At 32.1% G+C, this 22,999-nt stretch carries 21 protein-coding genes; 6 read left to right on the top strand and 15 right to left on the bottom strand.

Annotation, left to right across the window (positions count from 1 at the left end):
* Position 1: 1 nt before the first annotated feature.
* Positions 2 to 637 carry a GTP diphosphokinase gene (gene yjbM / locus ACF91D_RS19885; protein WP_017722299.1) on the bottom strand — a complete coding sequence of 212 codons (636 nt, stop codon included), beginning with the start codon at positions 635 to 637 and terminating at the stop codon, positions 2 to 4.
* Between the two features lie 16 nt (positions 638 to 653).
* A complete protein-coding gene (locus tag ACF91D_RS19880; protein ID WP_017722300.1) occupies positions 654 to 1,001 on the bottom strand; it encodes a UPF0738 family protein in 348 nt (115 codons plus the stop codon).
* A 188-nt stretch (positions 1,002 to 1,189) separates the two neighbouring features.
* Between ACF91D_RS19880 and ACF91D_RS19875 the strand changes: the two genes are divergently transcribed.
* From ACF91D_RS19875 to yjbH, 3 genes are all read left to right on the top strand, one after another.
* Positions 1,190 to 1,774 carry a CYTH domain-containing protein gene (locus ACF91D_RS19875; protein WP_101051350.1) on the top strand — a complete coding sequence of 195 codons (585 nt, stop codon included), beginning with the start codon at positions 1,190 to 1,192 and terminating at the stop codon, positions 1,772 to 1,774.
* A gap of 87 nt (positions 1,775 to 1,861) precedes the next feature.
* Positions 1,862 to 2,233, top strand: coding sequence for a truncated hemoglobin YjbI (locus ACF91D_RS19870; protein WP_039067759.1), 372 nt, complete (start codon positions 1,862 to 1,864; stop codon positions 2,231 to 2,233).
* Between the two features lie 17 nt (positions 2,234 to 2,250).
* A complete protein-coding gene (gene yjbH / locus ACF91D_RS19865; RefSeq protein ID WP_039067761.1) occupies positions 2,251 to 3,039 on the top strand; it encodes a protease adaptor protein YjbH in 789 nt (262 codons plus the stop codon).
* Positions 3,040 to 3,436: 397 nt separating this feature from the next.
* Here yjbH and pepF read toward each other — a convergent pair whose 3' ends face one another.
* The 4 genes from pepF to spxA form a co-directional block, all read right to left on the bottom strand.
* Positions 3,437 to 5,245, bottom strand: coding sequence for an oligoendopeptidase F (gene pepF, locus ACF91D_RS19860; protein WP_069792445.1), 1,809 nt, complete (start codon positions 5,243 to 5,245; stop codon positions 3,437 to 3,439).
* Positions 5,246 to 5,298: 53 nt separating this feature from the next.
* The gene (locus ACF91D_RS19855; RefSeq protein ID WP_101051351.1) at positions 5,299 to 6,297 is read right to left on the bottom strand and encodes a competence protein CoiA; all 999 of its coding nucleotides are present in this window, start codon (positions 6,295 to 6,297) and stop codon (positions 5,299 to 5,301) included.
* 211 nt (positions 6,298 to 6,508) lie between these two features.
* The gene (mecA, locus tag ACF91D_RS19850; protein ID WP_039067765.1) at positions 6,509 to 7,225 is read right to left on the bottom strand and encodes an adaptor protein MecA; all 717 of its coding nucleotides are present in this window, start codon (positions 7,223 to 7,225) and stop codon (positions 6,509 to 6,511) included.
* Positions 7,226 to 7,563: 338 nt separating this feature from the next.
* The gene (gene spxA / locus ACF91D_RS19845; RefSeq protein WP_002483765.1) at positions 7,564 to 7,959 is read right to left on the bottom strand and encodes a transcriptional regulator SpxA; all 396 of its coding nucleotides are present in this window, start codon (positions 7,957 to 7,959) and stop codon (positions 7,564 to 7,566) included.
* Between the two features lie 304 nt (positions 7,960 to 8,263).
* On the opposite strand from spxA, the gene trpS reads away from it, so the two are divergent.
* Positions 8,264 to 9,253 (top strand): tryptophan--tRNA ligase, encoded by a 990-nt coding sequence (trpS, locus tag ACF91D_RS19840; RefSeq protein ID WP_039067766.1) that lies wholly within the window; start codon positions 8,264 to 8,266, stop codon positions 9,251 to 9,253.
* Between the two features lie 77 nt (positions 9,254 to 9,330).
* Here the strand turns inward: trpS and ACF91D_RS19835 are convergent, their stop codons facing one another.
* Genes ACF91D_RS19835 through opp3b form a run of 5 tightly spaced genes read right to left on the bottom strand, consistent with a single transcriptional unit; the run spans position 9,331 to position 15,030 of the window.
* Positions 9,331 to 10,980, bottom strand: coding sequence for a peptide ABC transporter substrate-binding protein (locus ACF91D_RS19835; protein WP_101051352.1), 1,650 nt, complete (start codon positions 10,978 to 10,980; stop codon positions 9,331 to 9,333).
* Between the two features lie 21 nt (positions 10,981 to 11,001).
* Positions 11,002 to 11,946: an ABC transporter ATP-binding protein gene (locus ACF91D_RS19830; RefSeq protein ID WP_039067768.1), complete on the bottom strand. Its 945-nt coding sequence runs from the start codon at positions 11,944 to 11,946 to the stop codon at positions 11,002 to 11,004.
* Complete coding sequence (locus ACF91D_RS19825) at positions 11,936 to 13,018, bottom strand: ABC transporter ATP-binding protein (RefSeq protein WP_392437591.1); 1,083 nt, start codon at positions 13,016 to 13,018, stop codon at positions 11,936 to 11,938. The genes ACF91D_RS19830 and ACF91D_RS19825 overlap by 11 nt, the downstream gene beginning before the upstream one ends.
* A gap of 18 nt (positions 13,019 to 13,036) precedes the next feature.
* Positions 13,037 to 14,104 carry an oligopeptide ABC transporter permease gene (gene opp3C, locus ACF91D_RS19820; RefSeq protein ID WP_069792448.1) on the bottom strand — a complete coding sequence of 356 codons (1,068 nt, stop codon included), beginning with the start codon at positions 14,102 to 14,104 and terminating at the stop codon, positions 13,037 to 13,039.
* Entirely contained in the window at positions 14,104 to 15,030 is a 927-nt protein-coding gene (gene opp3b / locus ACF91D_RS19815) for an oligopeptide ABC transporter permease (protein WP_039067772.1), read from the bottom strand. Before opp3b ends, opp3C begins: the two co-directional genes overlap by 1 nt.
* A 244-nt stretch (positions 15,031 to 15,274) precedes the next feature.
* Between opp3b and ACF91D_RS19810 the strand changes: the two genes are divergently transcribed.
* A complete protein-coding gene (locus tag ACF91D_RS19810) occupies positions 15,275 to 15,649 on the top strand; it encodes a DUF3899 domain-containing protein (RefSeq protein ID WP_069792449.1) in 375 nt (124 codons plus the stop codon).
* A gap of 216 nt (positions 15,650 to 15,865) precedes the next feature.
* Here ACF91D_RS19810 and ACF91D_RS19805 read toward each other — a convergent pair whose 3' ends face one another.
* From ACF91D_RS19805 to ACF91D_RS19795, 3 genes are all read right to left on the bottom strand, one after another.
* Entirely contained in the window at positions 15,866 to 17,098 is a 1,233-nt protein-coding gene (locus tag ACF91D_RS19805) for an MFS transporter (protein ID WP_101094337.1), read from the bottom strand.
* A gap of 356 nt (positions 17,099 to 17,454) precedes the next feature.
* Positions 17,455 to 18,699 carry a beta-ketoacyl-ACP synthase II gene (fabF, locus tag ACF91D_RS19800; protein ID WP_039067776.1) on the bottom strand — a complete coding sequence of 415 codons (1,245 nt, stop codon included), beginning with the start codon at positions 18,697 to 18,699 and terminating at the stop codon, positions 17,455 to 17,457.
* 11 nt (positions 18,700 to 18,710) lie between these two features.
* Positions 18,711 to 19,652 carry a beta-ketoacyl-ACP synthase III gene (locus ACF91D_RS19795; protein WP_039067777.1) on the bottom strand — a complete coding sequence of 314 codons (942 nt, stop codon included), beginning with the start codon at positions 19,650 to 19,652 and terminating at the stop codon, positions 18,711 to 18,713.
* 194 nt (positions 19,653 to 19,846) lie between these two features.
* On the opposite strand from ACF91D_RS19795, the gene ACF91D_RS19790 reads away from it, so the two are divergent.
* A complete protein-coding gene (locus tag ACF91D_RS19790) occupies positions 19,847 to 20,041 on the top strand; it encodes a YjzD family protein (RefSeq protein ID WP_101051354.1) in 195 nt (64 codons plus the stop codon).
* A gap of 218 nt (positions 20,042 to 20,259) precedes the next feature.
* On the opposite strand, the gene clpB is transcribed toward ACF91D_RS19790, so the two are convergent.
* Positions 20,260 to 22,869: an ATP-dependent chaperone ClpB gene (clpB, locus tag ACF91D_RS19785; protein ID WP_039067781.1), complete on the bottom strand. Its 2,610-nt coding sequence runs from the start codon at positions 22,867 to 22,869 to the stop codon at positions 20,260 to 20,262.
* Between the last annotated feature and the right edge of the window lie 130 nt (positions 22,870 to 22,999).

Here is a 22,999-nt window from a genome sequence, read left to right as displayed (position 1 = left end):
CCTAGTCATTATTATGCTTTTTCGCACGCTTTTTAGAATAATATTTCTGAGCTTCTTGAATTTCTTCTTTTATTTCTGACATCTCTTCATCTAGCAAAAATGCCGCTTCTGCAGCCCTTTCTAATCGATGTTGAATCTCTGGTGGATAATCTCCATCATATTTATATCTCAAAGTATGTTCTATCGTTGCCCAAAAATTCATAGCCAACGTTCTAATTTGAATTTCTGCTAATATTTTCTTTTCTCCATTTAATGTTTCAATAGGATATTCAATAATAACATGAAATGAACGATAACCACTTTGTTTGGTATTACTAATGTAATCCCGCTCTTCTACAACTTTAAAATCTTGACGCTGTCTTAATAAATTAACCACAATATCAATATCATCAACAAATTGACACATTAAACGCAAACCTGCAATATCATACATTTCTTCATGTAAACGATCAAAAGAGATTTGGCGTTTATTAGCTTTATCAATAATACTTGTCATAGGTTTGACTCGGCCTGTTACAAATTCTATAGGAGATGCATTATCTTCTACTTCGTATTGTTTTCTAAGCCCTTTTAATTTAATTTTCAATTCGTCTACCGCTTGTTTATATGGAGATAAAAACTGATCCCATTGATTCATTGTGCCTCACTCCGCTTCAATCTAATTCGAAAATGTCCTCTACAACGGAAACAAACTCCTTACCATAATTTGAATTACCCTGAATGTTATCCAATATGTAATTAAACTCATTTTCGAATTGTTTTAATTCTAAGTCGTCATTAACGATAATTTTCTTGCCTTTGTTTTCATGTAACATAGACCATGTTTCTTGAACAAATATCAAATAAGAATAGTTTTGTCCATCGTCTAATATATATGCAAAGCTGTAATTATCACTATCAACAAGCATTTGTCCTGCTTCTTGTAATCCTTCTGTGGATTGTTCTGTATAGCAATTAATACTATCTTCTGTAATTTTTATTTCATTCACATAAATACGCATGCTTGTTCCTCCTTATTCTTCATTATTTTAACATAATTTCATGCTACATAACATGTTCCAAGATAATGTTATAACAACATTAAGCTATCAATTTCAACTATTTATGTAATCACAAATGCAGTTCAATTTAAATTAAATAAAAAGTGTTTTAAAATAAAGGAACATACGCATCAGAAGGAGAGATTATAGTGGCAACAAACAACGAGATTGAATTCAAACAATTGTTAACAGAAGCACAATACAATGCTATTCATAAAATCTATTTCAGAGAAATTGAGTCTTTTAAACAAACAAATTACTATATTGATACGCCGGATTTTGATTTAAAAAATCATAAATCAGCTTTAAGAATTCGAGTAAAAGATGAATACCTAGAGATGACATTAAAAATACCAGCTGAAGTCGGTCTTACTGAATACAATTTTGAAACACATATCGTTCCTAAATTAGACAAACTTATTCCAGAACAATCGTTGCCTTCTGAAATTGCAGATCAACTTATAAAAATGGATATTGATTTAAGTCAATTAATTATTCTAGGTTCACTTAAAACTGAACGTTTAGAGAAAGAAATAAATGGAAACTTACTTGTGCTTGATAAAAGTACTTACCTAGATTGCGAAGACTATGAATTAGAATATGAAGTAGAAGATTATGATGAAGGTTTAATTCAATTTAAATCAATCCTTGAAAAATTTGATATGAAACATGAAATTCCATCTAACAAAGTACAAAGATTTTTTGATCGTAAATCAAATTTATATCATAACTAATTACATGCAATTGCAAAAAGTCGAATTACTTCCAAATGTAAAAATTCATGTTATATTAGTATTATATTAACAGGATACGGTGATATTATGACGCAAACACCATACGAAATCATTGGCCAAAAAGCCTTATATGAGATGATTGATTACTTTTATTACTTAGTTGAACAAGATAGTAGAATTAATCATTTGTTTCCTGGAGATTTTTCTGAAACAAGTAGAAAACAAAAACAATTTTTGACTCAATTCCTAGGTGGGCCAAATCTTTATACACAAGAACATGGTCATCCAATGTTGAAAAGACGTCATTTAGATTTTATTATAACAAATCATGAACGCGATGCTTGGCTCGAAAATATGTATAAAGCCATACAGCATGCTAATTTTCCCGAAGGTGTCGGTGATTATTTATACGAGAGATTACGCTTAACAGCGAATCACATGGTTAATTCCGAAAATTAATTGTAGGTGGAATAGACATGACTGAAGAATTAAGATTAATACAACCCAATAGTCGTGAAGATGTAAATCTTTCACCTGTTAGTAAGATAGAAATTTATTCCTTTTTTGATCCTTTCAGTAAGGAATGTTTTAAATTATCTGCAATCCTTTCTAAATTGCGCATTGAGTATAAACAATATATAAGTATTAGACATATATTGAACCCATCATTACGCGTTTTGACTAAATGCCAAGCGCAAAGTACATCTGATTTAGATAATATCGCACTTGCATATAAAGCTGCTGAGCTTCAAGGACGAATACGTGCGGAGCGTTTTATACATCTTGTACAAAATGAGATTATACCAAAGCGAGATATTATTACAGAATCGATGGTTAATAATTGTATCAGTAACGCAGGACTAGACTACGAAGTTTTTAAAGAAGATTTGCAAAGTAACTGTTTAAAAGAAAGTTTACAAGTAGATTTGCATATCGCACGAGAAATGGAAATTGAAGAAGCCCCTTCCCTTGTATTCTTTAGCGAAGACGTTCACGAAGAAGGGTTAAAAGTAGAAGGACTATACCCTTATCATATTTACACTTATATTATTAACGAACTCATTGGTTCAACAATAGAAAAAGAATTACCACCAAGTCTTGAAGAATACATCCAACAACAACAATTAGTTACTAAAGAAGAGTTACTAACAATATATGAGTGGCCAGAAAAATTAATGAATAAAGAGCTGAAAAAGTTAGCAATACAACAAAAAATTGAAAAACTTAAATCACCAGATGGTAAATTTTGGAAAGCTAAAAATTAATGTGATTAAGATTTAACTAAATCCCCTTTATGAATTAAATTTTAACATAAATAAAATGATCAAATTAAAAAGCGATGATTTTTACGAAACACAGTAAAAATCATCGTTTTTTGTTTTTCTATATCTTTTTTCACTTAAAGTTTATTGAATAGTTATTCAATTATACTCATTTTTAGAAGGATAATTTAAAAGGGCATAAAAAAAACGCCGTGTCTGATTACACGGCGCTAAACAAAGGGGATGGGAGAAATTTTTCACTTCAAACAAAGGGGTATGTTTGTTATGTGATTAATTTCATGTTTATAATATAACACGGTAAAATACACCTTTCAACCTTTTAAATTAAATAAGTTCAGTTTGTCACAAACTTGTCATATTGTAACCGAATACATTCATACTAAGCTTTCATTAGCTTTTCAAAAGCATCTAATTTTTGTTCAAATACTTGGCAAGCTTGTTCAATTGGTTCAGGTGTTGTCATATCTACCCCAGCATTTTTCAAGATTTCAATTGGGTAATTTGAACTACCTTTTTTCAGGAATTCATTAATATATCTATCTACTGCTGGTTGGCCTTCAGTTAATATCTGATGACTTAAACTTTGTGCAGCACTATATCCTGTTGCATATTGATACACATAATAATTCATATAAAAGTGAGGGATTCTTGACCATTCTTTGCTGATATCTTCATCCGTTTCAACTGAATCACCAAAATAAACACGGTTTAATTCAGCATATTCTTCGTTCATACGATTTGCTGTCAGCGGTTCTCCCGCTTCTTCTATTTGATGTATTTTGTGTTCAAATTCAGCAAACATCGTTTGTCTAAATAAAGTAGCACGGAAACGCTCTAGTTCTTGATTTAACAATAATAACCTACGTTCATCATCTAAATGTTTATCCATATAATCACTTAGTAAAGCTTCATTACATGTAGATGCTACTTCCGCGACAAATATTGTATAATCACTTGAATTAGATGGTTGATTTTTACGACTAAAATAACTATGAGCAGAATGACCAAATTCATGTACTAACGTATATAAATCAGACACAGTATTTGACCAATTTAATAAAATAAATGGATTTGTTAGATGTGCACCTGAAGAATAACCGCCTGAACGTTTACCTTTATTTTCAAAGACGTCTACCCAACGATTATTTAATCCTTCATTTACTACTTCCATGTATTCTTCGCCCATAGGTTGTAAAGCTTTAACCATCCAGTCTTTCGCTTCCTCGTATGGCATTTCAAACTTCACATCTTTAACTAAAGGAGTATACAAGTCGTACATTTTCATGTCTTCTAGACCTAATAATTCCTTACGTAATTTTGTATAACGATGCAATAATGGTAAATATTTGTGTACTGTTTTTACTAAATTGTCATAAACAGCTTCTGGAATATGATTATTACTTAAAGCTGCTGCTCTTGCAGATTCATAATTATGTGTACGCGCATTAAATACATTCTTTTTAACTTCTCCTGCTAATGTAGCACTTAAAGTGTTATTGTATGCACCATAAGCTTTATATAAATTTTCAAATGCAGATTTTCTCAATATACGGTCATCTGATTCTAAACATTTTATAAATGTACCTTGTGTAAGAGAATGACGATTACCATCCTTATCAATAGCATCATCAAATTCTAAGTCTGCATTACTAAACATACCGTATACATTGTCAGCAGTTGATAAAGCATCTTGTGCCTCAGTAAGTAATTTTTCTTTGTCTGCACTCAAGACATGTGGACGCTTTTCATTTATTAATTTCAAATCAAATGCGTATTGTTTCAAATCGTCATTTTCTTCAATAAATAATTGGATCTTATCTTCATCAATTTGTAAAATTTCAGGTACTAAAAAACTCCAACCTGAACTAAACTTAATTATTAACTGATGCGCACGCGCTTCATAGCCTGTATATTTATCATTTGCTGTGTCTTGATCTTGCTTTAAATGTGCATATACATAAACTTTTTCTAATTTAGAACCTAATTCATCTTCTAAAGCTAATGCTTGATATAAAGTTTCAGCACTATCAGCTAAATGACCTTTAAATTGTTGTTCTTTTCCTAAATTTTGCTCTGCTTCTTTAAAAGCTTCTTCAAAAGCTTCATCCGATTCGAATATGGTAGTTAAATCCCATGTATATTCAGGATATTTACGTTCTTGTTCTTCTCTTGTTAATTGTTGTGTCATAATTTTAGTAAACCTCCTATTAAATTCAATACTATAATTTTCTCATGTAAGGCTCAATTTTGCACGTTATTATACCCAATATTTTGATATGATTTTTGAAATTTGTGAACAATTCTTTGAGCTATTAACAGTCTATTAACTTCATAATTATAAAATTCATTATATTTAATAGTATTCGAAAATTCCCTTACATTAATTTTATTTTTATCAATTCTATTCATCAATTGTAATTGCCAATAAATAGGGTGGGATTGTATAAATATCTGCTCTGGATACACTATGCCTAAATTTTCACAAATCCATGTTTCCCCTAATTGCAAATTATAAATAACGCTTAAACTAGGCTCTTTAACAGAGCATTGACGTCTGCAATTCTTAATGTATTGTTTAATCGCAGAGTGCGTTAATTTAAAATTACATGGTAACATTACAGAATCACTTTTATAAAAATAATATGTAAATTGTTTATAGGAAAGTTGTTCCCTATGTGCTATAAAACGATTCCCTCCAATAAATTGGACTATTTTATATCTATATAATACAAACGTATCACTATGCCATGAAAATAGTTGCCTTTTTTTCAAATCAATATACGCCCGTTCGCACTTATTTAAAGTCAATATATTCGTCCTTTTATTATATTTCAATTTACCGATAATCCAAACAACATCAAAACCAATTTTAGCTAAAGCATTGCTTCGTTTTTTAATATTATCAATTGTTATATTTGAAAATTGAATTTCAACCGCAATTTTATTATTAATAATTAAATCTGGATATTGATAGCACTGTGATATATATGGTTCAATCACTACATAAAAATTTAACTCATTCAATTTTTGTGCTAATTCGTATTTAAACATATAGTGTTCGTATGTCTCACTCTTGTTACAAAGGTTTGAATTTTTATGTAAATGAGCAAAATGTGATGCTTTTATTGACCCATTTTTTAAAACAACTTTGTTTTTACAATATGGACAGTGATAATCACCGTTTTTATTAGCATTACGCGCAATCATTAATGTGTCGTTGCTATCCTTGGCATATAACATATTTAAATCACCTCATTTAGTATACACGGTGATTTCACACAAATTACTTTAATAAACTGTACTATATACTCACTTGATATAATGATATAAAAAAACCAACAAAACATAAGCTTTGTTGGTTTTAAATCTTTTTAAACAAAACATAACTCTATATATTACAAATTAATTGTAGAAATGGTTATGTTGTTCTTTATAATTTTATTCATATTAATTATTCTGCAGTGTTTGGAAAATAACGTCTCACTTGCGAAGCGACATTATGGCTCATAATTATTTTTGCGTAGTCATTTAAATATACTTCTGATTTATCAGTAGGATATGCGAACTCAAGTAATTGACTATAACTATCATTAATTGTTTCTTGATCTACATTTTCGTCAAAGTGCACAGCGTAATAATAAATATTGTTAAGACTATATAATAAATCTTCAAATGCATCTGTCACTTGATCGTTGTGATGTGCATAATCGATTACTTCTTCTAAATCACTAAATTTAACAATAACGGTACGTGTATTTTGTTGCTTATGGTCGTTGCGTTCTTGGCTATGGCTATTTTCTTTCTGTTGTTGACGTTGCTCAAATAAATCTTCTAAACTATCGTCTTGATCAAACGTCTGTGATAATAAATCATTTACTTGGTAATCAAGCTGTTCACTATCGTCCTCTGACATATTAATCAAATCTTCATTTTTAGATTTAGATATCGTCACCTCAACACCTTTTTCAAAAGCATGTACTTGAATCCATAACGGGCCTTCAACAACAAAGTCTTCTTCTTCATTAATTTCTTCCATCATATTCCAAAAGAATTCTTCTCCACGTTTGCGATTAGTCCATAAATCTTCACGTTTAAACCCTCTTGCTTCAATATCACTATATGTTATAAATAATTTAACGGTAGTATCGTCAACGCGCTCTATTCTCATATCATCTCACTCCTTACAGTCGATGAATAGTAATCATATTGTATTAGAACATAGCAATAATTACAATTGATTTGTTTGATTAAATTTCACTAAATTCCAATTAGTATCTTATATTAACATATACCCTTATATTAGCCAAAAAAACAGCACTAACTATTCAAGCGTGCTGCGTCAAAATTAACTTATCTCTATATTAAATCTATTTTTTCACTTAGGCAACCTTTGCGTTTGACCTAAGCCCCTGAATATTTGTTATGTTAAATATAACAAAACCATAAAGTAACTTTTAATTCATTACTTTATGGTTTAAGGTTTATTTATTTCACTTATAATTTGTCTTAGTCAACCATACGTTGCGCTTCTTGCAATTGGAACGTACGAACTTTTCTTGGTAAGAAACGTCTGATTTCATCTTCGTTATAACCAACTTGTAGACGTTTTTCGTCTAAAATAATTGGACGACGTAATAAACCAGGGTTGTCTTGAATAATTGAATATAAATCTTGAAGTGGTAATGCATCAATATCTACATTTAATTTTTGGTATGTTTTAGAACGTGTAGATATAATTTCATCAGTACCGTCTTCAGTCATTTTTAAAATTTGTTTGATTTCGTCAATTGTTAAGTGTTCTGAAAAAATGTTACGCTCCGTATACGGAATGTCATGTTCTTGTAACCATGCTTTCGCTTTACGGCAAGATGTGCAACTTGGTGAAGTAAATAATGTTACCATACATCTCACTCTCCTATTTTTCATGAATGTAAATTCATTTGATTTCAATATTTATATGATTAGGAAACTTTATAGTTTTCTTCGCCTTCCTTAACCTTACAATGAAAGTATACCCTTTCAACATTAAAATTAAATGAGAATTCTCTAATTTTTTTCAAAAAATTTAAAATAAAAGTATTTCTCAATAAATTCAACTAGAAATATTGATGTACAAGTAGTTTAACATAACTTACAAATGATTGAAATACTGTTATAATAAACGTATTGTGTATTAAATTAAATTTCAGAAAGTAGGCATCATAAAATGGAAACATTATTTTCAGGTATCCAGCCTAGTGGGATTCCAACAATCGGTAATTACATTGGCGCATTGAAACAATTTGGTGAAGTACAAGATGATTACGATTGTTTCTTTTGTATCGTTGACCAGCATGCAATAACGGTACCCCAAGATCGATTAAAGCTTCGTAAACAAATTAGACAACTTGCTGCAATCTATTTAGCTTCTGGCATAGACCCAGAAAAATCAACACTATTTATACAATCTGAAGTGCCTGCGCATGTTCAAGCTAGTTGGATGCTCACTACGATTTCTTCAATTGGCGAACTAGAACGTATGACGCAATTTAAAGATAAAGCAGTAAAACAAACTGAAGGCGTACCAGCCGGATTGTTAACTTATCCACCTTTGATGGCTGCTGATATTGTTATTTATAACACTAATATCGTGCCAGTTGGTGATGATCAAAAACAACATATGGAGTTAACACGTAATCTAGTAGACAGATTTAACTCTCGTTATAATGATGTATTAATCAAACCAGAAATCCGTATGCCAAAAGTTGGCGGCCGTGTGATGAGTCTTCAAGATCCAACTAAAAAAATGAGTAAAAGTGATGACAACCAAAAGAACTTTATCTCATTGCTTGATCAGCCAAATGTTGCCGCTAAAAAGATTAAAAGTGCTGTAACCGATTCTGACGGTATCATTAAATTTGATCGTGAAAATAAACCTGGCATTTCTAATTTATTATCTATTTATTCAAGCTTAACTGATGAATCGCTTGATTCACTTCAAGAAAAGTATAAAGACTCAAACTATGGTGTGTTTAAAGCAGATTTAGCAGAAATCGTAAAATCATTTTTAACTAATTTCCAAGAAAAGTATGAATACTATTTCAATTCTGATGAGCTTGATACAATTTTAGATAATGGTAGAGATAAAGCACAAAAAGTCTCATTTAAAACATTGAAAAAAATGGAAAAAGCTATGGGCTTAGGTCGTAAAAGATAAGTTATTGACCTTAAAATGCCCACAATATAAAAAGGAGAATCCAGTACATTGGATTCTCCTTTTTTAATGCTTATTTTTTATTTCTTTTTACCAGTTTTAGGATCAATACTCTTATCAATTTTCACATGTTTTAGTGTTGTATCTCCACCAATTTGATGATATACCAAACCTTTAACTTGTGGGTTAGTTAAGTGCGCTTCCCCTTTTTGGTATATTGGTGCAACTGGTGCTTCTGCTAATAGTAACTCCTCTGCTTCCTTCATAGCTGCATTACGTTCTTCCGGTTTCTTCAATAATTTGCCATTGGCATCTTTAACTAATTTATCGAATTCTTTATTACCCCATCCTGTATTATTAGATGGATTACCTGTAGTCATAATATTCAAGAATGTTAATGGATCTGGATAATCTGGCCCCCAACCAGATAATGATGCTTCAAATGTTTCAGAATGTTCTTGGTTCACTCTTTGTTTAAATGGTAATTGTTTAATTTTCAATGTAACTCCTGGCAAATTACTTTCAACTTGCGCTTTAATATACTCTGCTGATATTTTTGCATCTGGAGTATCTTCTGTATTCATTGTAAATGTTAATTCTTTGATCCCTAAATCTTTTTTGGCTTTCTCTAAATGTTGTTTTGCTGCTTTTGGATTATATGTTAATGGCGAATCGATTGATTCGGTAAAATCCTTACCGTCTGGTGTTTTAGCTGTTAATTTAGAAGTAAAACCATCTGTAGCCTCAGAACCATTATTTTTAACTGAATTTACATAGCCTTCTTTATTGATAGCTTGTGAAATTGCTAATCTTAAGTCTTTGTTTTTAAATTCCGGTACATTGTCTCGATTTAACTTAATATAAAATGTACTTGCTAATAAACGTTTCTTTAATCCAGGATTATCTGCATATTTATCTACTTGATCAGCTGTAATCGTTGTGTCATCTATAGAACCTGTATCATACAATGAGGCCCCTGCTTGCTGGTCTTTCAACACTTTATAATTTACACGGTCTAAATTCACTGCTTTTTTATCCCAATAATCATCATTTTTAACAAGTTGTATTTTATCTTCAACTTTCCAATCTTTGACTTTAAATGGTCCATTGAATACTGTTTTATCAGCTGTAGTGCCATATTGTTGCCCGGCTTTCTTCACAGCTTTTTCATTTTGTGGCATAAACGTTGCAAAGGCCAGCATCTCGTTCATATATGGTATAGGTTTTGTTAATTCTACTTTCAATGTGTGGTCATCTACTGCTTTAACGCCTAGCTCATCTACGTCTTTTTTGCCCATATTTATTTCTTCAGCATTTTTCAAATCATACATAATATAAGCATATTCAGATGCCGTGTCTGGATTAACGACGCGTTTCCACGCAAATTCAAAATCATGCGCCGTAACTGGATCTCCATTTGACCATTTTGCATCTTTACGTAAATCAATTGTCAAAGTTTTACCGCCGTTGCTTTCTTTGGGCATAGCTTTTGCGACACCTGGTTTAGCTTTATCATTTTCGTCTAAAGTATATAGCCCTTCATATACTTGATTATATATATCAAATGAAACTGTATCAGTAGCTAATGCCGTATCTAATGAAGAAATATCTTGTGGTATCACTTTTCTAAATACCTGACCTTTATCTGAGTACACCCCTTCAGCGTTACCACAACCTGCTAACACAACTGATAGTGCTACTAAAATAATTAAGAACTTGAATTTTTTCATCATATTCCCCCCCTTTCCCTGTTAAACAGAAGCTGCTTGTGATTGAGATTTTAATTCTTCAGCTTCTTCATCTGTGGTAAATACATAATGACTTGCTCTAATTTCATGTAACGATCGTTGACTATTTTTAGTGTCATCTTCTTTAAAGTGAGTTCTTTTTCTAACTCTTTCACTTTCAGGGTCAGGCTGAGGTACAGCAGAAAGTAATGATTTTGTGTATGGATGCATTGGATGATTGTAAATTTCATCTGCACTACCTATTTCTACAATTTTACCAAAATGCATAACTGCAATTCTGTCTGAGATATATTTAACCATCGATAGATCATGGGCAATAAACAAGAATGTAATGCCACGCTCTCTTTGTAATTTCAATAATAAATTTACCACTTGAGCTTGAATTGATACATCTAATGCCGAAATAGGCTCATCGGCAATGATAAACTCCGGTTCCACTGCTAATGCTCTTGCAATTCCTATACGTTGACGTTGTCCACCTGAGAATTCATGGGGATAACGATTGGCATGCTCTTTACTTAAACCAACAGTTTCTAGCAAATCATAAACACGTCTTTTACGATCTTTTACCCCTGTTGAAAGTTTGTGTATATCAATACCTTCAGCTACGATATCCATTACTTTAAGCCTTGGATTTAATGAAGCATAAGGATCTTGGAAAATCATCTGAATTTTTTTATTGAATTTCAAAGAATCTTTACGGTTTTTAATTTTTTGGATATCTACACCTTCATATAAAATCTCGCCATCTGTTATGTCATTTAATTTAATAATTGCTTTGCCTGTTGTTGACTTTCCACAACCAGATTCACCAACAAGTCCAAAAGTTTCGCCCTTATATACATCAAAAGAAATATTTTCAATAGCTCTAACTTCATTTCGCTTACCTTCGTTAAAATATTGTTTTAAATTTTTCACTTGCAATAATAGCTCATTACTATTCTCCATTGAACGACACCCTTTCTACCTGTTGTGGTTTACCAAAGTTATTCGGCATATTACGCAAACGTTTTTTGACCATTTCAGGTGGTTCTATATGAGGCGCAAGCTCGTCCAATAACCATGATTTTACAAAATGTGTTGGCGATACTTGAAACCACGGTGGTGGTGTCTTGAAATCAATGTCTAAAGCGAATTGACTACGGTCCGCAAATGCGTCGCCTTTTGGTGGGTGTAGCAAATCTGGCGGTGTACCCGGTATTGCTAGTAACTCTGTATCTGTACCTGTTGATAAATCTGGCATTGAGGAAAGCAATCCCCAAGTATATGGATGTTTAGGATCATAGAATATTTCATCTACATCACCTGTTTCTACCATTTGGCCGCCATACATAACAGCAACTCTATCCGCTATGTTTGCTACAACACCTAGATCATGTGTAATAAATATAATAGAGGTGCTAATTTTATGTTGAAGCTCTTTCATAAGTTCTAATATTTGTGCTTGCATAGTCACATCGAGTGCTGTAGTAGGTTCATCTGCGATAAGCACTTTAGGTTCACATGCGAGTGCTGTTGCTATTACGATTCTTTGTCTTTGTCCACCTGAAAATTGATGTGGATATGCATTAAATCGTTTTTCAGCATTCGGTAAGCCCACTAGATTCAAAATTTCTAACGCTCTTTTTTTAGCGTTCGCCTTATTATAATTTTTATGTTTAATTAGTGGTTCCATTACCTGTTTCCCAATTTTCATTGTTGGATTTAATGATGTCATTGGGTCTTGGAAAATCATAGAAATATCTTTACCACGTAATTTAATTAATTCTTGTTCTGACTTTTTAGCTAAATCTTCACCTAAGAAATTAATTTGTCCTTTTTTAATTCTCCCGGCGTCACCTTGAAATAATTTCGTAATAGCTTTCGTTGTTACCGATTTACCTGAACCAGATTCACCAACAATTGCTAATGTCTCCCCTTTATCGATAACAAAGTCAACGCCTCTTACCGCTTGCACTTCCCCTGCGTCGATGTCAAAGGAAACATGCAAATCACTAACTTCTAATATTCTTTCTGACATATCTGTTGCCTCCTTTTATTATCTACGCATTTTCGGATCAAATGCATCACGTAATCCATCACTAAATAGATAGAAGAATAAAATCAATAAACTCAATACTAATGCTGGTATAAATAATTCATGCGGATGGATGAGCAACATTGCTCTTCCTTCATTTACCAATGAACCTAATGATGTTCTTGGTGCAGGTACCCCAATACCAATAAAGCTTAAGAATGCTTCAAAGAATATTGCGTTAGGTACTGTAAACATTGAAGTAACTACGATAACCCCTAACGTGTTAGGCAAGATATGTTTGAAAATCAATTTAAATTTTGATGCTCCTAATGTCTTCGATGCCAAAACAAATTCTTGATTTTTTAATTTTAAAAATTCTCCACGAACGACACGACTCATACCAATCCAGCCTGTTATAGCCATCGCTAAAATAATCGTCCATATAGATGGTTCAAAGATCAATACAAATAAAATCACAACAATAAGTGTTGGAATAGAAGCAACTATTTCTATAATACGTTGCATGACATTATCTAACCGACCACCAAAGAATCCTGATATCGCTCCATAAATGACACCTATAAATATATCTAGTAAGGCAGCGACAACACCAATAAATAATGACACTTGTGCACCTTGCCATGTTCTTGACCATAAATCTCTACCTAATTGGTCTGTACCAAACCAGAAATTCTCTTTAACGCCAGCTTCTTTATAAGCATCAACACCTTGTGCGCCTTCACCATCAAAAGGTAAGAATGAAATTTGATCTAACACTGGTATTTTAGCTGGTAAGTTACGACGTTCAACATCTTGTTCAGCATAATCATGTGAACTTAACAGCGGCCCTATCAACGCTAATAACACAATAATAATTAAACCAATCATACCTACTACTGCGAGTTTATTCCGTTTCAATTGCGTCCATGCATCTTGCCAAAAGTTTTTGCTCTCTCTTTGCATTTCTGGTTCTTTTTCTATATCGTTGTTACTTCTAATAAAATCAGATGCTGGAATAGCTTCAGAGGTAGTAGTCATCACTGCATTTGAATGATCATCATTTAATTTTTCATCTCTTTTATCAGACATTATTTTTTACCCCCTTGTACACGAATACGTGGATCAATAACACCATATAATATGTCTACAAGGAAAATAGAAACGATAAATAGTGTACTGAATAAAATTGTCGTAGCCATGATAACTGGGAAATCATTTGTCGTTATTGATCTAACGAATTGATCCCCTAAACCAGGCACGCCAAAAATATTTTCAATTGTCAATGTACCCGTTAGTATACTCGCTAACATCGGTACTATAATTGTTATAACTGGAATTAATGCATTTCTTAATGCATGACCGAATAAAACTCTCATTGTTGAATTACCTTTGGCGCGTGCTAACAAGATATAATCTGAACTTAATACTTCAATCATTTCCGCTCTTATGTATCTAGCCACGGTTGCCAGTACTGCTGCAGATAAAGCTAGTGAAGGTAGCACTGCTGTTGATATCCCTTCCCAACCAGCAACAGGAAACCATTGTAATCTTACTGAAAAGACATACTGTAATAATACTGCTAACACAAATGAAGGTACTGAAACCGCAATAACCGAAATTACCGTTGCAGAATAATCCACCCAGGTGTTTTGCCGTACTGCTGCTATAACCCCCAAAATCAAACCTAGTATTACTCCGATAACCATCGCCGTCATCCCCATCTCAAACGATGGTAATAACCTAGGTTTTATTAAATCCCAAACAGGTTGATTGTCATATTGGAATGAGTTACCAAAGTCCCCCGTAACAACATTCTTTAAATAACTGGCATACTGTACAGGTACCGGATCATTTAGACCATATTTTTCATTTAAAATTTGTTTCTGCTCTTCATTTAATTTTTCATCATTAAATGGTGAACCTGGCATTAACTTCATTAAGAAAAACGTGATCGTTATGATTATGAATAATGACAAAATCATATACCCTAAACGCTTCATAATATACTTAAGCATATTTTATCCCCCTTTAATTTCAGAATAAACATTCCCTTCAAAATATTCAGAAATATTTAATAACATTATACTTTTAGTTCGTATTTTAATCAATATTGTTTTACTTTACATTATTAAAGGAATCATTTTTTAAATAAATTTATTAATCTTATAAGTATTGTTGTAAAAGAAATTCCATCAATTATTATTCATTTCTAAGTAATTTTAAGTTACAATAAATTTATTAATTAAAGGAGACAAAATAATGAAAAATTTAACTTCAATACTTGGTTGGGCACTTTTAACACCAATTCTTTCTTTGCTATTTTGGTTTTTCGTTTCACATACCTTAATCTATTTCATTAATATTTTCTTCTATATATCTATTTCGTTAACCGTATTCTTTTTTATTATTATCATCGTACAAGAAGGTATTTTCGACCCTACAAGTTATGGTTTTAGAAGACTAAAATATCAGCTTTCAAGTAAAAAGCACAAAGATACCATGGAAAATGATGAATTTTTCAAACCTAAGCAAGTCAAAAAAGATGACTATTTTGTCTCTCCATGGGTGAAAATTGCATTTAGTTTTAATTTATTTTATTTAATACTCACAATCGTCATATCATTTTCAATTTAAAGCCCAACCTAATTGGTTAATTTAAATAAAAATAGTGATACGTTATATATTTTTTGTAATGCTAACAAACATTCAAAACAAAAAATTAGTCCGAGACATAACTAGTTGTCTCGGACTAATGCATTATATAAACAGAAAATGATTATATCTTTACTAAAAACAGATTAATTCTACTAAATCATTCTAGCCAACAATGATTTCTTGCTCTCTTTTTTATTATTTCGTTTCAATATTCGGGTTACAAAACAAAGCATAATATAACAATACAAACCCTATTAAAACAACGATTGCAACGTATATCGACATCATCCATGGTAAAACAAAAGCCCCTATAATTAATCCAGAACGTGCTAATAAATTACCACCATAAAACGAAACCATACCAAATGTATTGTATGTACTTCGTTTATCATCTGGTATCATTAAAAATCTTTGTGCGTTTTGTATAGGTGAGTATATCAATTCCCCTAATGTAGCAATCATCGAGAATAAACATAAAATCCAAAATGAACTCGCAGATGTCAGCACACTATAACCAACAGTATATAATATAATACCTAAAATAAATGCAATTCTTTTGGATGTTGATTCCACAACTCTATTTACTGTAAAAGTTAATGTAGCTACAACAAGTGTGTTGATTATCATAATAACAGTAAACATTCTCACTCCATCTATGTAAAAACCAAAAAAGTTTAATGGGTCAAAATCAGACTTCAATCTCACTACAACGTAAGAATTTAAACTTAACTCAGCCATAATAACTAACATATAGCCTAAATTTAGCATCATAAAATATTTATCTTTAATAACAGTATGGTAACTATTTATAAAATGTTTAAATTTAGAAGTTAACTCTTCTTTTTTATTATATACTTGCTCAACATCATAGTATTTCTCAAAAAGGTACCAACTTATGAGCATTGCTACGAAAAAAATCACAAATAATAATCGTTTATGACCTAAATAGAGTAGAGCGCCTAGCACCATACCAATTGCTGTACTTATATTAAACATCCAATAATTTAGTTGATAAACGTATTCGCGAACTTCTTCATAAATTGCATCCATAATCGCTGCCTCAAAGATAGGTTCGCTCGCTGCAAACATAATTTCAAATATAAAGACTGTCGCACAAAATACAACTAATCCTATCCCATCCATAGTAACGGTTATACTTAAAATAATAAGACAGATTGCATAAAGAAAATGGATGTAATTCACCACTTTCTTCCTATTATAATTATCTCCAATATATCCACCTATGAAGGATACAATAAAACTTACTATTAGATTTGCAATTAAGAAAACACCGGCAAATACCGCATTTACTTTACTAGTTAAATATAACGCCAAAAAAGGTAAAATCGCTTGGCTTGCAATAATCAAGATAAAATCTGCTATAAGCCGTGTTTTTAATGTCGTGGATAGGGTCAAAAACCTTTTCATCTTATATACCCCCTTGTTCATTTCATGAATGTTTACTATTATACATTAAACGTATATTGTTAATAGATGATTATTAAATAAATTATACTTTTAAATGATAATCTTGCCAATAAGCATAATTTTCAATACTTTAAATAATCTAAAAATTTATATTCATTTAAAGAAGTTTAATTCATAATAATAAGGAGTACCATGAAGATTAATCTTCATATTTTAAAAAATAATAAAATAGAAGTTAAAATTTTAAAGAAAACTTTCAAAATATCATTGAACACAAAATAAACCAAACACTAAAAACATAGTGTTTGGTTTATTTTAATATTTATAACATAACAGTATTTGACTATTATACAATTTTAGTCACTAAATTTTTTCAATACAATTACTGCATTATGCCCACCGAAACCTAAGCTATTACTCATTGCATAAGTAATATTTAAATCTTCTGCTTGGTTAGGAACAATATCTAAATCACATTCTGGATCTGGTGTATTCGCATTAATTGTAGGTGCAATACGACTATCTCTAATAGAAAGCGCAGAAAAGATTGCCTCAATACCACCTGTTGCACCAAGTAAGTGGCCTGTCATTGATTTAGTTGAGCTTACTTTTAATGTAGAAGCAGCTTCACCAAATGTATTTTTAATGGCTTGAATTTCAGTTAAGTCACCCACTGGCGTACTTGTACCATGCGCATTAAGATATTGAATGTCTTTGGCTTCAATACCAGCATCATCCATAGCTGCTTGCATAGCACGAGAACCGCCTTCACCTTGTGGCGCCGGAGCTGTAATATGATATGCATCTCCAGTTGAGCCATACCCTACAACTTCTGCATAAATTTGAGCTCCACGTGCTTTTGCTGAATCTAAAGATTCTAATACTACAATACCAGCACCTTCACCCATGATGAATCCATCACGACCTTCTTGGAAAGGACGACATGCTGTTTCTTTATCATCGTTTGTAGATAACGCACGACTAGCACTAAATCCTGCGATTGCCATATGTGTGATCGGAGCTTCAGCACCACCAGTAACCATTGCATCTGCATCGCCACGTTGAATAATCTTAAATGCTTCTCCGATTGAGTTTGTACCAGTTGCACAAGCTGTTACCGTTGAACCATTTGGACCTTTGGCCCCAATATCAATAGATACTTGACCAGTAGCCATATCAGGTATAAGCATTGGTACAAAAAATGGACTCACTTTTCTTGGACCACGATTGATTAATTGACTGTGAGAAATTTCAAATGTTTCCATACCACCAATACCTGAACCAATCCATACTCCTATTCTATTAGCAGTGTTGTCGTTAATTTCAAGTTTAGCATCTTGAACCGCTTCTCTAGCAGCTACTACTGCATATTGAGTGAAACGATCCATTCTGCGTGCTTCTTTTTTCGGAATATGATCTTCTATATTAAAATCTTTTAGTTCTCCAGCTAAATGAACACTGTAATCTGTTGTGTCTATTCTTGTAATATTATCAATACCATTAACACCTTTCAATGCGTTATCCCACGATGATTTAGCATCGTTGCCTAGAGGTGATAATGCGCCAATTCCTGTTATTACAACACGCTGTTCTTTGCTCATAATTTATCCTCCTATTTTCCCCATCTTAGTGTGACAGCACCCCATGTTAAGCCGCCACCAAAACCAACTAATACAAGGACATCGTCATCTTTAATTTTGCCATTTTCTAATTCTTGGGCGATACTTAATGGAATAGATGCTGCTGATGTGTTACCGAATCGATCTACAGAAACACTCATTTTTTCTTTTGGTATACCTAAACGTTCCCTAGCAGATTCCATAATTCTAATGTTTGCTTGGTGTGGTACGAACATATCAACGTCGTCTGGGCTTAAATTTGCTTTAGCCACAGCATTTGTTGACGCTTCCCCCATGATTCTTACAGCAAACTTAAATACTTCACGACCATTCATAAATATTTTGCCATTTTCTGGATTTAAAAATAAATGTTTTGCTCCTGAACCATCTGAACCTAGTTCATAACTTAAAATACCACGGCCTTCTGATACTTCACTAATAACTACTGCACCAGCGCCATCTCCAAATAAAATGGCTGTTGAACGATCAGTAAAGTCAGTAATTTTAGACAACTTATCTACGCCGACAACTAATATATTTTTATAATCACCAGATTGTACAAATTGTTTTGCATTAATCATTGCATACATAAAGCCACTACATGCTGCAAGTTGATCCATGGAAGCAACTTTACCAACACCTAATTTTTCTTGTAAAATGTTAGCGACGGTTGGAAAAGGAAAATCGCCTGTTGATGTCGCTACAATAATCATGTCAATTTCTGAAGCTTCAATCCCTGCATCTTCGATTGCTTTTAAGCTCGCTTGATAAGCCATGTCAGAAGTTTCTTCATTTTCATCTGCCCATCTACGCTCTTTAATACCAGTCATTTGAGAAATCCACTCATCTGAAGTTTCTAAAAATGATTCAAAATAGGTATTTTCTACAACTTTTTCAGGTGCGTATGCACCAAAACCTTTAATACCCACATCCATGGTTGTACACCTTCTTAATCTTAATTTTAATGTTCATTTAAATTACACTTTTAATACCAGGTATTAATTTAACATAATACACATTTCAAATACAAGAACAACACATCGAAATTTTAAATATTACTTCTCTCTATACAAACTACACTTAATTATTTATAATGAAGTTATATATATTATATTGGAGGCATTACATAATGAAATACCTCGCAGTTTTATTTTGGTCTATTGTTTTATTACAAATGATTAATTTCGTACTTAATAGCTTGAATGGTGGCGGTGCACTTAACTATGTAACACCGATTTTTGGAGCGATTGCTTTTACCATTATTATTGTTTTATTTGATATGGTTATTAAACCTAAAAAGCATGATACCAAAGAACAACACTAAATACAGGGTAAGACAGCAATCGGATAATTCCATTGTCTAACCCCGTCAAAGATAACTATATCATTAAATAAGTCCGAGGCATATAAATGTCTTGGACTTGTTTTTTAATATAAAAAAAGGGAACACGTCAGAAAACAATTGTCTACTTTGTTTTCTAATACGCGTTCCCAAATAAAATTATTTTATTAATTAAAATTACTGGCTATTAATCATGGTTGTTAAACTATTTCTGGTTTGTTTTCAGAAAATGTTAAGCCATCATCAGTTAATCCTATATCAATAGTTGTGCCTTCAGGTAAGTTTTCTCTTATCATTTTACGTGCAAGTGGCGTTTCAATTTGTCTTTGGATGAAACGTTTTAATGGTCTTGCACCAAACTGCGGTTCATAAGCTTCTTCACCTAACCAAGCCTTCGCATCATCTGTGACGTTGATTGAAATACGTTGACCCATTAATCTAATATTTAGTTCTGTTAGTATTTTATCAACGATTAAACTCATGTCATTAATAGATAGTGGTTTGAATAAAACAATATCGTCCATACGGTTGATAATTTCAGGTTTAAAGTATTGATTTAAACTGTTCATAACAGCTTTTTCTGTTGTTTCAGTAATCACACCAGTATCTTTTACATTTTCTAATAAAATTTGTGAACCTATATTACTAGTCATAATAATAATTGTATTTTTAAAGTCTACTTCTCGTCCTTTAGAATCCGTTAAGCGACCTTCTTCAAGTATTTGTAATAACACGTTAAATACGTCGCCGTGAGCTTTTTCAATTTCATCTAATAAAATTACAGAATATGGATTACGGCGAACCGCTTCAGTTAATTGTCCCCCTTCGTCATGTCCGACATAACCTGGAGGCGCACCAATAAGACGAGAGACAGAATGTTTTTCCATATACTCACTCATATCAATACGAATCATATGTTTTTCAGAGTCAAATAACGTAGACGCTAATGATTTAGCTAATTCTGTTTTACCAACACCTGTAGGACCTAAGAATAAGAAACTACCAATAGGTCTGTTAGGATCTTTAATTCCTGCGCGTGCTCTTACAACAGCGTCAGAAACTAAATCTACTGCTTTATCTTGCCCCACAACACGTTCATGTAGTATATCTGAAAGGCTTAATAGTTTCTCTCTTTCAGTTTCAACAAGTTTTGAAACTGGAATACCTGTCCATGAACTAACGATATCTCCAATTTCTTCATCAGAAACAATTTCACGAATGATACGTTCATTATCGCCATTTTGTTCATTTTGAAATGCGTCTTCTAATTCGCGTAACTCTTTTTCTAATTCTGGAATTGTACCGTGTTGCAATTCAGCCGCTCTTTCTAAGTTATAATTATTTTCAGCATCTTCTAGTGCTTTTCTATTTTCATCCAATTCCGTGCGTTTTTCTTGTAATTTCGCAATTTTTTCTTTTTCTTCTTCAACACGAGATTGAATTGCGTTTTGTTTTTCTTTTTCATTAGATAATTCTTGTTGTAATTCTTGTAAACGCTGTTTACTTGCATTATCTGATTCATTTTTTAAAGCACTTTCTTCGATTTCTAATTGCATTACACGACGATTAACTTGATCTAATTCTGTTGGATTAGAACCCATTTCTGTTCTAATTGTCGCACATGCTTGGTCCACTAAATCGATTGCTTTATCTGGTAAAAAGCGATCTGTGATATAACGGTCTGAAAGCTCTGCAGCAGCTACTAATGCTTTATCTTGTATACGTACACCATGATACACTTCATAACGCTCTTTTAAACCACGCAAAATAGAAATTGTGTCTTCTACATCTGGTTCCGATACATTCACTTTTTGGAAACGACGTTCTAAAGCTGAATCTTTTTCAATATATTCTCTATATTCATTTAGGGTAGTAGCCCCAATACAGTGTAATTCACCTCTTGCAAGCATTGGTTTCAACATATTTCCGGCATCCATTGCACCCTCTGTTTTACCAGCGCCTACAAGCATATGAATTTCATCTATAAATAGTATGATTCTACCATCTGAATCTTTTACTTCTTTCAATACTGCTTTTAGTCGCTCTTCAAATTCACCACGATATTTTGCACCTGCAACAAGTGCACTTAAGTCTAATTCAAATATTGTTTTATCTAATAGCGACTCTGGTACGTCTTTTCTAACAATTCTCTGTGCCAAACCTTCAACGATAGCTGTTTTACCTACACCTGGTTCTCCAATAAGCACAGGATTATTTTTTGTTTTTCTACTTAAAATTCTCACAGTATTTCTTATTTCTTCATCCCGTCCAATTACTGGATCCATATTACCTTGGCGTACTTCTTCAACTAAATCTCTACCATATTTTTCTAAAGCTTCATAATTTGCTTCTGGATTTTGTGTTGTCACATGGTTTCCTCCTCTTATTTTTTTAATAATCTCTACGATAATCTCTTTTTTATTATCTACGTATTGTTTTGTTGTATCATCAATGTCCATTGCAGCTAATATGATATGTTCCATAGAAATGTATTCATCTTCATATGATTTCATATATGATTCTGCACTATTGAATAATTCATTTGCTTTGGGACTGATATATTGTCCGTATTGAATATTATCTCCTTGTACAGTTGGATAGTTTTTTAATTTATTAGTATATGCGCTATTTAAATATTCAGTATCAATATTAGCTCTTTCTAGAACACTTTTAAATAAACTTTCGTTTTCTTCAAGAGCTGCTTTTAAGACAGCTTCAATTTCTATATTTTGGTTTTCATGTGCTTTTGCTAATTCAACTGCTTTTTGTAAAGCTCCTTGAACTGCATAGGTCATTTGATTAATATCCAAAATGATTCACCTCACCATTTAGTATTTGATCAAGCGTCTTCAAGTTTGACTTTGACTTTCTTTGACCTTAAATATATTATAATACTTCCTATTAAATTAATCAACAATAAAGGACGCTTTTTTATATTCT

It is taken from the genome of Staphylococcus sp. 231237_7MaSpsaltlick (assembly GCF_043107035.1).
This window is presented reverse-complemented; position numbering and strand designations above follow the sequence as displayed.

What these genes read in the sequence shown, in the direction of transcription:
- yjbM (WP_017722299.1), bottom strand. Translation starts at nt 637, where the DNA reads ATGAATCAATGGGATCAGTTTTTATCTCCATATAAACAAGCGGTAGAC.
- ACF91D_RS19880 (WP_017722300.1), bottom strand. Translation starts at nt 1,001, where the DNA reads ATGCGTATTTATGTGAATGAAATAAAAATTACAGAAGATAGTATTAAT.
- ACF91D_RS19870 (WP_039067759.1), top strand. Translation starts at nt 1,862, where the DNA reads ATGACGCAAACACCATACGAAATCATTGGCCAAAAAGCCTTATATGAG.
- yjbH (WP_039067761.1), top strand. Translation starts at nt 2,251, where the DNA reads ATGACTGAAGAATTAAGATTAATACAACCCAATAGTCGTGAAGATGTA.
- pepF (WP_069792445.1), bottom strand. Translation starts at nt 5,245, where the DNA reads ATGACACAACAATTAACAAGAGAAGAACAAGAACGTAAATATCCTGAA.
- ACF91D_RS19855 (WP_101051351.1), bottom strand. Translation starts at nt 6,297, where the DNA reads ATGTTATATGCCAAGGATAGCAACGACACATTAATGATTGCGCGTAAT.
- mecA (WP_039067765.1), bottom strand. Translation starts at nt 7,225, where the DNA reads ATGAGAATAGAGCGCGTTGACGATACTACCGTTAAATTATTTATAACA.
- spxA (WP_002483765.1), bottom strand. Translation starts at nt 7,959, where the DNA reads ATGGTAACATTATTTACTTCACCAAGTTGCACATCTTGCCGTAAAGCG.
- trpS (WP_039067766.1), top strand. Translation starts at nt 8,264, where the DNA reads ATGGAAACATTATTTTCAGGTATCCAGCCTAGTGGGATTCCAACAATC.
- ACF91D_RS19835 (WP_101051352.1), bottom strand. Translation starts at nt 10,980, where the DNA reads ATGAAAAAATTCAAGTTCTTAATTATTTTAGTAGCACTATCAGTTGTG.
- ACF91D_RS19830 (WP_039067768.1), bottom strand. Translation starts at nt 11,946, where the DNA reads ATGGAGAATAGTAATGAGCTATTATTGCAAGTGAAAAATTTAAAACAA.
- ACF91D_RS19825 (WP_392437591.1), bottom strand. Translation starts at nt 13,018, where the DNA reads ATGTCAGAAAGAATATTAGAAGTTAGTGATTTGCATGTTTCCTTTGAC.
- opp3C (WP_069792448.1), bottom strand. Translation starts at nt 14,104, where the DNA reads ATGTCTGATAAAAGAGATGAAAAATTAAATGATGATCATTCAAATGCA.
- opp3b (WP_039067772.1), bottom strand. Translation starts at nt 15,030, where the DNA reads ATGCTTAAGTATATTATGAAGCGTTTAGGGTATATGATTTTGTCATTA.
- ACF91D_RS19810 (WP_069792449.1), top strand. Translation starts at nt 15,275, where the DNA reads ATGAAAAATTTAACTTCAATACTTGGTTGGGCACTTTTAACACCAATT.
- ACF91D_RS19805 (WP_101094337.1), bottom strand. Translation starts at nt 17,098, where the DNA reads ATGAAAAGGTTTTTGACCCTATCCACGACATTAAAAACACGGCTTATA.
- fabF (WP_039067776.1), bottom strand. Translation starts at nt 18,699, where the DNA reads ATGAGCAAAGAACAGCGTGTTGTAATAACAGGAATTGGCGCATTATCA.
- ACF91D_RS19795 (WP_039067777.1), bottom strand. Translation starts at nt 19,652, where the DNA reads ATGGATGTGGGTATTAAAGGTTTTGGTGCATACGCACCTGAAAAAGTT.
- ACF91D_RS19790 (WP_101051354.1), top strand. Translation starts at nt 19,847, where the DNA reads ATGAAATACCTCGCAGTTTTATTTTGGTCTATTGTTTTATTACAAATG.